Origin of the sequence: Guyparkeria hydrothermalis, assembly GCF_023555375.1 — a bacterium.
Taxonomy (GTDB): Bacteria; Pseudomonadota; Gammaproteobacteria; order Halothiobacillales; family Halothiobacillaceae; genus Guyparkeria; species Guyparkeria hydrothermalis.
The window spans coordinates 281,439-289,975 of record NZ_JAJSEE010000004.1 but is presented as its reverse complement, the minus strand read 5'-3'; the positions used below and the strand labels follow the sequence as shown (position 1 = coordinate 289,975).

The window sequence follows — 8,537 nt, the reverse complement described above, 5'->3', positions numbered from 1 at the left end:
CACGGCGGACGAACGCCTTGCATCTGCCCGGCTCAAGGCGCGCAGAGCGGCATCGGATTGGTGCAGTCCTTCCCGGGCTGCAGTCGTTGCCAACCGCGGCCCGCCATTTTTCGCGCTTACTTGTGCTCGGCGACCTCGCCCTTGAGTCGGTCGATCAGCTCGTCGACCTTGATCGAGCCGAGATCCTCGCCCGAGCGGGTGCGCACCGAAACCGAATCGGCATCGATCTCGCGGTCGCCGGCGACCAGCAGGTACGGCACGCGCTCGAGGGTGTGCTCGCGGATCTTGAAGCCGACCTTCTCGTTGCGAAGATCGGCTTGCGCCCGCAGGCCGGCGGCCTTGAGGCGCTCGGCGACGGCATCGACGTACTCGGCGTGCTTGTCGGTGATGCCCATGGTCACCGCCTGTACCGGGGCGAGCCACGTCGGCATCTGGCCGGCGTGGTGCTCGATCAGGATGCCGATGAAGCGCTCCATCGAACCGACGATCGCGCGGTGCAGCATGACCGGGTGCTTGCGCTCGCTGTGCTCGTCGACGTAGGTCGCGCCCAGGCGCTCGGGCATCATGAAGTCCACCTGGATGGTACCCAGCTGCCAGGTCCGGCCGATGGCATCACTCAGGTGATACTCGATCTTCGGCCCGTAGAAGGCGCCTTCGCCCGGCAGTTCCTCCCACTCCACGTTCGCCGCACGCAGCGCACTGCGCAGGGCTTCCTCGGCTTCGTCCCAGACCTCGTCGGCGCCCATGCGCTTGTCCGGGCGGGTGGCGATCTTCACCTGCACGTCCGAAAAGCCGAAGGTGTCGTAGACCTCGAGTGCCTGGCCGTGGAAGGCGCGCACTTCCGGCTCGATCTGCTTTTCGGTGCAGAAGATGTGGCCGTCGTCCTGGGTGAAGCCACGCACGCGCAGGATGCCGTGCAGCGCGCCCGAGGGCTCGTTGCGGTGGCAGGAGCCGAACTCGCCGTAACGGATCGGCAGGTCACGGTAGGAGTGCAGGCCGTGGTTGAACACCTGGACGTGGCCCGGGCAGTTCATCGGCTTGACCGCGTAGGTGCGCTTCTCCGACTCGGTGAAGAACATGTTTTCCTGGTAGTTGTCCCAGTGACCCGACTTCTTCCACAGGGACACGTCCAGGATCTGCGGGCACTTGATCTCCGCGTAGCCCGAGCGCTTGTAGACGTCGCGCATGTACGACTCGATCACCTGCCAGATCGCCCAGCCGCGCGGATGCCAGAACACCAGGCCCGGCGCCTCGTCCTGGAAGTGGAACAGATCCAGCTGCTTGCCGAGACGACGATGGTCGCGCTTCTCGGCCTCCTCGCGCTGCTTGAGGTAGCGCTTGAGCTCCTTGTCGCTGGCGAACGCGGTGCCGTAGACGCGGGTGAGCATCTCGTTGTCCGAGTCGCCGCGCCAGTAGGCACCGGCCACCTTCAACAGCTTGAAGGCCTTGAGCTTGTTGGTGTGCGGCACGTGCGGGCCGCGGCAGAGATCGGTGAAGTCGCCCTGGGTGTAGAGCGTCAGCTGCTCCTCGCCCGGGATGTCCTTGATGATCTCGACCTTGTAATCCTCGCCGAGGTCCTTGAAGAAGCGCACCGCGTCGTCGCGCTCGATCACGCGGCGCTCGAGCTCGTCGCCCTCGCTGGCCAGCTCGCGCATGCGGGTCTCGATCTTCTCCAGGTCCTCGTCGTTGAAGGGCCGGTCGAAGGCGAAGTCGTAGTAGAAGCCCTGGTCGATGACCGGGCCGATGGTGACCTGCGCCTCGGGGTAGAGCTGCTTGACCGCCTGCGCCATCAGGTGCGCGGTGGAGTGGCGGATGATCTCGACGCCCTCCTGGTCCTTCGCCGTGACGATGGCGATGTCCGCGTCGTCCTCGACGGTGCGCGAGAGATCGACCAGCTTGCCGTCGATCTTGCCGGCCACGGCCGCCTTGGCCAGGCCCGGCCCGATGTCGGCGGCGACCTCCATGAGCGAGACCGGGTGGTCGAACGTGCGCTGACTGCCGTCGGGTAGTGTGATAGTCGGCATGTGCCCTCCTGAGAAGCACTTGGGATGCCAGTGGCGGGCCCTACCAAAGCCCGCGTTTGCATCCGCGTGGGTCGAAGGGTGCGGACAGCCGGAACCGCCGTGGCGCACCCGCCATGGTGAGAAGTCGGCGGATGATACCAAAGCCGCCTGTTCCGGTGCAGTCCGCCGTGTCGGCCGAGGCAAATCGGATCGAACGATCTCTCGTGGCCGATTGTCATCGGGCATCCCCCCAATCCCTGTTCGGATCGCGTCGTGGTGCGCAGGCCCTTCTGGCGCGCCGGTCGTCGTTCGGTCACGTCCAGCACGGCACAACGCGGAACGTGTGTCATGACGCCTGTTCCGGCGTGCTGCAAGCCACTGATTAAACGCGGGTATTTTCTGTTCCGTTTTGTTCCTGTTCCGGTGGTTGGTCGCGCCGATACTCTGCAAACGAGGTTTGATGCGCTTGTCGGGCCATGAGCCGGGTGATCAGCGGGCCGCCGCGACGCCCAACATGGTGACGGCATGGGTGTCGATAACGGCCTGACCCGTTGCGACATCGCCAGCCCGGCAAGTGCTCAGGGGGAACTGCCGACTCCGATCAGGACGAGACCCACACGCCCGCCACCAGGCCTTGCGCCGACGAGGGGCGGGGCAGACGACTCGGGGTCGGCAGGCAATCAATCGGATACCGGCCGCGGAGGGACCAGCGCGTGCCGGCGTTCGATCACTTTTCTGGCCAATCGGCAACCGACTGACGAATGGCAAGGGAACAAGGCGATGAAAACGAATAAACAGAACGCATTGGCGGCGCTGGTCGCTGCCGGCATCATCGGGGCGTCGGCGACCGCGACGGCGCAATCGAATCAACCCGCCGACCTGGCGACGGTCGTCCAGCAGGCGATCGAATCCAACCCGGAGGTCCAGTCCAGCTGGCATGCCTTCGTTTCCTCGGGTCACGACATCGACGTGGCGCGCGGTGGCTACCTGCCGACCGTCGATGCGGTCGCGAGTGTCGGCCAGGAGTCGCGGAACTACGGTGTCAACGAGGACTACTCGATCGCCGCGGCGGAAATCTCGCTCACGCAGATGCTCTACGACGGCTTCTTCACCCGCTCGGAGGTGGATCGCCTCGATAACGCCCAGCTGGTGCGGTACTACGAGCTGCTCGGCAGCGCCGAGGACATCGCGCTGGAAACGCTGACCGCCTACCAGGACGTGCGCCGTCAGCGCGAACTGGTCGAACTGGCCGACGAGATCTACCGCGAGCACCTGGACGTCAAGGCCCAGGTGGAGGAAAGCTCGCGCGCCGGCGTGGCGCGCGGCGCCGATCTCGAGCAGATCAACGCCCGCGTGGCGCTGTCCGAGTCCAACCTGGTCAACGAGATCTCCAACCTCCACGACGTCTCGGCCCGCTACCTGCGCATCGTCGGGCAGTCGCCCGCCGAACGGCTCGAGCCGATCGCACTGGACGATTCGGCCCTGCCGGCCGACGTGGCCGAGGCCCTGCAACTGGCCTACGAAGGGAACCCCTCCTTCCGTGCCGCGCTGCGCGATATCGAATCCTCCCGCGCGGCCGTGGAAAGCCGGCGCGCCGCCTATCACCCGCGCCTGAACCTCAACGCCAGCTACGGCGTGGACAACCGCGACGATTTCGGCGTGCGCGAGAACCAGCGCGACGCGCGCATCGGCCTCGAGCTGCGCTTCAACCTCTACAACGGCGGTAGCGACCGGGCCGCGGTCAAGAGCGCCGCCGAGCAGCTCAACGTCTCCAAGAGCCTGCGCGACAAGGCCTGCGTGGACATGCGCCAGAACCTGCAGATCGCCTACCACGACGTGCGCAAGCTCTCCGATCAGGTCGAGACGCTCAACAACTACCGCCTGGCCGCCGACCGGGTGCGGGTTGCCTACCGCAACCAGTTCCAGATCGGTCAGCGCACGTTGCTCGACGTGCTCGATTCCGAGAACGAGTACTTCCAGGCAAGCCGTTCCTACGTGAACGCCCAGGCCGATCGCCGCGTCGCGATCGCCCGGGTGCTGGCCGAGAGCGGTCGCCTGCTCGAGTCACTCGAGGTGCGTCGTGACGGCCTGCCGAGCCTGGCCGATCTCGGCGCCGATCGCCTGGCGGTCGATCCCGAGACCGCCTGCCCGAGCGTCGACATCGCGATGAACCTCCCCGAGGTGCCGCAGGAGCGATGAGTGCCGGACTGCCGTTCGAGGGTCACCGGCGAGCCGGGACCGAGACGCTGGCGGGCGATGAGCAGGGGGTGGCATGACGCGCGAACCGGTTGAACCCCGTGGTGGAGCGCTGACCGATTGCCTGATGTTCCTGTGCCGCTATCACGGCACGCCGATGTCGCGCGAGTCCCTGATCGCCGGGTTGCCACTGGAGCAGGGTCGGCTGGCGCCGCCGGAATTCGATCGCGCGGCGCGTCGGGGCGGACTGTCGAGCCGCATCGTCGCCGGCAAGGCCCGCTCGGTGAATCCGGCCCTGCTGCCAGCCATCCTCCTGCGCGAGGACGACAGCGCCTGCGTGATCACGGCGATCGACCGCAAGGCGGGTGTCGCGGCGGTGATCTACCCGGAACTCAACGACGCCGAGGTCGAGGTGGCGCTCGATACGCTGGAGGCCGAGTCCGCCGGCTGGCTGATCTACGTCCAGCCCCGATTCCACTTCGACGAGCGCGCCGGCGGCCTTTCCCCGCGTGCCGACCAGCACTGGTTCTGGGGTGTGATCCGCGAAAATCGCGGGCTCTACCGCGACGTGCTCGTGGCCGCCGTGATGATCAACCTGTTCGCGGTGGCGATGCCGTTGTTCATCATGAACGTCTACGACCGGGTGGTGCCCAACGCGGCGACCGACACCCTCTGGGTACTCGGGGCAGGGGTCTTCCTCGCGATCAGCGCCGATCTCGCCCTGCGCGTCATGCGCAGCCGGTTCGTCGACCTGGCCGCAAGCCGCGCGGACGTCAAGCTTTCCTCGTCGATCATGGAACGGGTACTCGGGATGCGGATGGCCAACCGTCCCACCTCCACGGGCTCGTTCGCCAACACGGTGCACGCCTTCGAGTCGGTACGCGGCTTTATCGGCTCGATGAGCGTGGTCGCCCTGGTCGACCTGCCGTTCGTGCTGCTATTCGCCGGCATCGTCGCGCTGATCGGCTGGCAACTGGTCGTGCCGATCGTCATCGGGGCGCTGCTGGTGCTGCTCTACGCACTGGGTGCCCAGCGGCGTCTGCAGCGCCTGTCCGAGGACGCGATGCGGGCCGGCGCGATGCGCAACGCGACCCTGGTGGAGGGCTTGACCGACATCGAGACAGTCAAGGCCTTCGGCGTGGAAAGCCGCATCCAGGCCGACTGGGAACGGACCTCGGTGTTCCTGGCCCAGAACGCGGCGCGCATGCGCCTGATCTCCGCCTCCGTGGTCAGCGGCGCGCAGTGGGCCCAGCACGCGGTGGGCATCGCGATCATCGTGGTCGGCGTCTACCTGATCATGGAGGGCAACCTCAGCCTCGGCGGCATGATCGCCGCCTATCTCTTGTCCTCGCGCGCCATGGCGCCGATCGGCCAGGCGGCCGGGCTGGTGATGCAGTACCACCAGTCGGCCGCGGCCCTCGACGCACTTGACGAGGTGATGGAGCAACCGGTCGAACGCCCACCGGGCAAATCCTGGATCAGCCGGCCCGGCCTGACCGGCGAGATCGAGTTCCGCCACGTGAGCTTTTCCTACCCGCAGACCGGCGGGGTGGTGCTCGACGACGTGAGTTTCCGCATTCGCGCCGGCGAGCACGTCGCCGTGCTTGGGCGCAACGGCTCGGGCAAGAGCACCATCGAGAAGCTGATCCTTGGGCTCTACGAGCCGGACGCCGGGGCGGTGCTGGTCGACGGGGTCGATGCCCGCCAGATCGATCCGGCCGAGCTGCGCCGCGCGATCGGCTACGTGCCGCAGGATATCTCGCTGTTCCACGGCTCGCTGCAGGAGAACCTCACCCTGGGCGCGGCCGACGTCGATGACGCGCGCATCCTCGAGGTGGCCAAGCTCAGCGGCCTGGCGCCGATGATCAACCGTCACCCCGAGGGCTTCGACATGCCCATGGGCGAACGCGGTCAGTTCGTCTCCGGCGGGCAGCGCCAGTCGATCGCCATCGCCCGGGCGTTGCTGCATGACCCGCCGATGCTGGTGCTCGACGAGCCCACCGGGGCTCTGGACCATTCCACCGAGGCGCTGATCAAGCGCAACCTGCAGCAGGTCGCCCGGCACAAGACACTGCTGGTCAACACCCATCGCAGCTCGATGCTCGAGCTGGTCGACCGGATCCTGGTGATCGATGCCGGCCGGCTGGTCGCCGACGGGCCCAAGGAGGAGGTCATCGAGGCATTGCGCCAGGGCCGGATTTCGGGGGCGGAGCGATGAGCGACACGCGGCGCAAGACCATCGAGGAGCGCGGTTTCGAGGGGGTGGGGCGCCTGACCGGCACCCGTCGCGGTGGCGATGCCGGCCCGGCGAAGGGCCTGGGCGAGGAGCGACGCGGCAGCTGGGCCGCCCAGGCCGGCTGGGCCCAGATCCAGCAACGCCCGATCCGGGCACGCGCGCTGCTCTACACCCTGTTCCTGGTGTTGATCGCGCTGATCGTCTGGGCCGGCTTTGCCGAGCTCGACGAGGTGACGCGTGGCCAGGGCAAGGTGATCCCGTCGCAGAAGACCCAGCTTGTCCAGTCGCTGGACGGCGGCACGGTGAGCGAGATCCTGGTCGACGAGGGGGATGCGGTTGAGCAGGGCGACCTCCTGGTGACCATCGACCCGACCCGTTCGATGTCGAGCCTGCGCGAGAACGTCGTCCAGCGTCAGGCGCTGCGCGCCGAGGTGGCCCGGCTCGAGGCCCTGACCGGCGAGGAGTCGTTGCGCTTTCCCGAGGATCTCGAGCGCGAGGCGCCCGAACTGGTCGCCCAGGAGCGCCGCCTGTTCGAATCGTCCCGCCGCGAGCTCGAGGAGCAGCTCTCGATCCACCGGGAGAAGCTCGAACAGCGCCGCCAGGACCTGCGCGAGGCGGAAGCCGCCCGCACGCAGCACGCCCGCGCGCTCACCCTCATCCGGCGCGAGTTGAGCGTTACCCGTCCGTTGCTCAACTCCGGTGCCGTTTCCGACATCGACATCATCCGGCTCGAACGCGACGAGGCGAACAGCCTGGGCGAGATGTCGCGGGCCGAGGCGGCGATCACGCGGGCAAAGTCGGCGATCGAGGAGGCAACCGTGCGCATCGAGGAGGTGCGGCTGAACGCCTTCAACCGTTGGCGTTCGGAACTGGCCGAGGCCAGTGCCAAGCTCGATGCCCTGGGCGAGGCGCAGGTGGGGCTGGCCGACAAGGTGGAGCAGACCCGGGTGCGCGCCCCCATGGCCGGCACCGTGCAGCGACTGTTCATCAATACCACCGGTGGGGTGGTCGGTCCCGGGCGCGAGATCCTCGAGATCACCCCGGCCAATGACAAGTTGCTGATCGAGGCGCGCATCAACCCGAAGGACATCGCCTTCCTGCGACCGGGGTTGCCCGCCAAGGTGAAGTTCAGCGCCTACGACTTCACGCGTTACGGCGGGCTGGAGGCGACGGTGACGCACATCAGTTCCGACACCATCACCGACGACGATGACAACACCTTCTATCTCGTGCGCCTGGAAACCAGCGCGACCGGCTTCTCGCCCGACCAGCCGATCCTGCCGGGGATGATGGCCGAGGTGGACATCCTCACCGGCAAGAAGACGGTGCTCGAATACCTCCTCAAGCCCGTGCTGCGCGCCTTTTCGCAATCGATGTCCGAACGATGACTATCTCGACGCATCTTTTCGTCACCGAACCCGGGTTTCATACCTCCCGCTGGCAACGCGCCTTCCCGGAGGCGGCCGTGGTCGAGTCCGCGGCGCTGGTCGACGGGCTCGGCCTGGATGTTCCCGAGCGGCCGACCGTCGCCTGGGTACTGACCGGGACCGACCGCTGGGAGCGCCTGATCGAGGACCTGGCCGACCGGGGCGCCCGCGTGATCGCCATGTCGCGACAGCCGGGCATGGATGAATTGCGCACCGCGCTGGGTCATGGCGCGCGCGGCTACGTCCACGCCGTCGCACCGCCAGCGCTGCTGCATCAGGCCGCCGATGCCGTGCAGACCGGCGGCATGTGGCTACCCGCCGAGGTGGTCAACGCGGTGGTGCGGGTGCTCTCGACCACGCTGGACGGGCCGCGCAACGTCACCCGAGCGGTCGATGCCCTCCTGGGAAGCCTGACCGAGCGCGAGCGCGCGGTCGCCGAGGCGGTGGCCGCCGGGTTGAGCAACAAGGAGGTCGCTCGCCGGCTCGACATTACCGAGCGCACGGTCAAGGCGCACCTCAGCTCGGCCTTCCGCAAGCTTGGCGTTCGTGATCGAATGCAGTTGGTGGTGCGGCTGCGCATGGCAGCCGAGCCGAATCGTGACGTCGGCTAGGGAAGGTCTGCACGAATGCCATACCGCTCTGCGTGCCTTGAGCCGGGCAGATGCAAGGCGCTCG

General features: G+C 67.4%; 5 protein-coding genes. 4 read left to right on the top strand and 1 reads right to left on the bottom strand.

Annotation, left to right across the window (positions count from 1 at the left end; all coding sequences use genetic code 11):
* Positions 1-116 precede the first annotated feature (116 nt).
* On the bottom strand, positions 117-2,024 hold the full coding sequence (thrS, locus tag LV475_RS07570) for a threonine--tRNA ligase (RefSeq protein WP_250106089.1): 1,908 nt from the start codon (positions 2,022-2,024) through the stop codon (positions 117-119).
* 759 nt (positions 2,025-2,783) lie between these two features.
* Between thrS and LV475_RS07565 the strand changes: the two genes are divergently transcribed.
* From LV475_RS07565 to LV475_RS07550, 4 genes are all read left to right on the top strand, one after another.
* The gene (locus tag LV475_RS07565; protein ID WP_250106088.1) at positions 2,784-4,202 is read left to right on the top strand and encodes a TolC family outer membrane protein; all 1,419 of its coding nucleotides are present in this window, start codon (positions 2,784-2,786) and stop codon (positions 4,200-4,202) included.
* A 73-nt stretch (positions 4,203-4,275) separates the two neighbouring features.
* On the top strand, positions 4,276-6,417 hold the full coding sequence (locus tag LV475_RS07560; RefSeq protein WP_250106087.1) for a type I secretion system permease/ATPase: 2,142 nt from the start codon (positions 4,276-4,278) through the stop codon (positions 6,415-6,417).
* Positions 6,414-7,823: an HlyD family type I secretion periplasmic adaptor subunit gene (locus LV475_RS07555; protein ID WP_250106086.1), complete on the top strand. Its 1,410-nt coding sequence runs from the start codon at positions 6,414-6,416 to the stop codon at positions 7,821-7,823. Before LV475_RS07560 ends, LV475_RS07555 begins: the two co-directional genes overlap by 4 nt.
* Positions 7,820-8,473, top strand: coding sequence for a response regulator transcription factor (locus LV475_RS07550; RefSeq protein WP_197039226.1), 654 nt, complete (start codon positions 7,820-7,822; stop codon positions 8,471-8,473). Before LV475_RS07555 ends, LV475_RS07550 begins: the two co-directional genes overlap by 4 nt.
* Positions 8,474-8,537: the final 64 nt, after the last annotated feature.

Bases quoted from the DNA above. Each gene is read 5' to 3' on its own strand.
- LV475_RS07555 (WP_250106086.1), top strand. From the start codon at position 6,414: ATGAGCGACACGCGGCGCAAGACCATCGAGGAGCGCGGTTTCGAGGGG.
- LV475_RS07560 (WP_250106087.1), top strand. From the start codon at position 4,276: ATGACGCGCGAACCGGTTGAACCCCGTGGTGGAGCGCTGACCGATTGC.
- LV475_RS07550 (WP_197039226.1), top strand. From the start codon at position 7,820: ATGACTATCTCGACGCATCTTTTCGTCACCGAACCCGGGTTTCATACC.
- LV475_RS07565 (WP_250106088.1), top strand. From the start codon at position 2,784: ATGAAAACGAATAAACAGAACGCATTGGCGGCGCTGGTCGCTGCCGGC.
- thrS (WP_250106089.1), bottom strand. From the start codon at position 2,024: ATGCCGACTATCACACTACCCGACGGCAGTCAGCGCACGTTCGACCAC.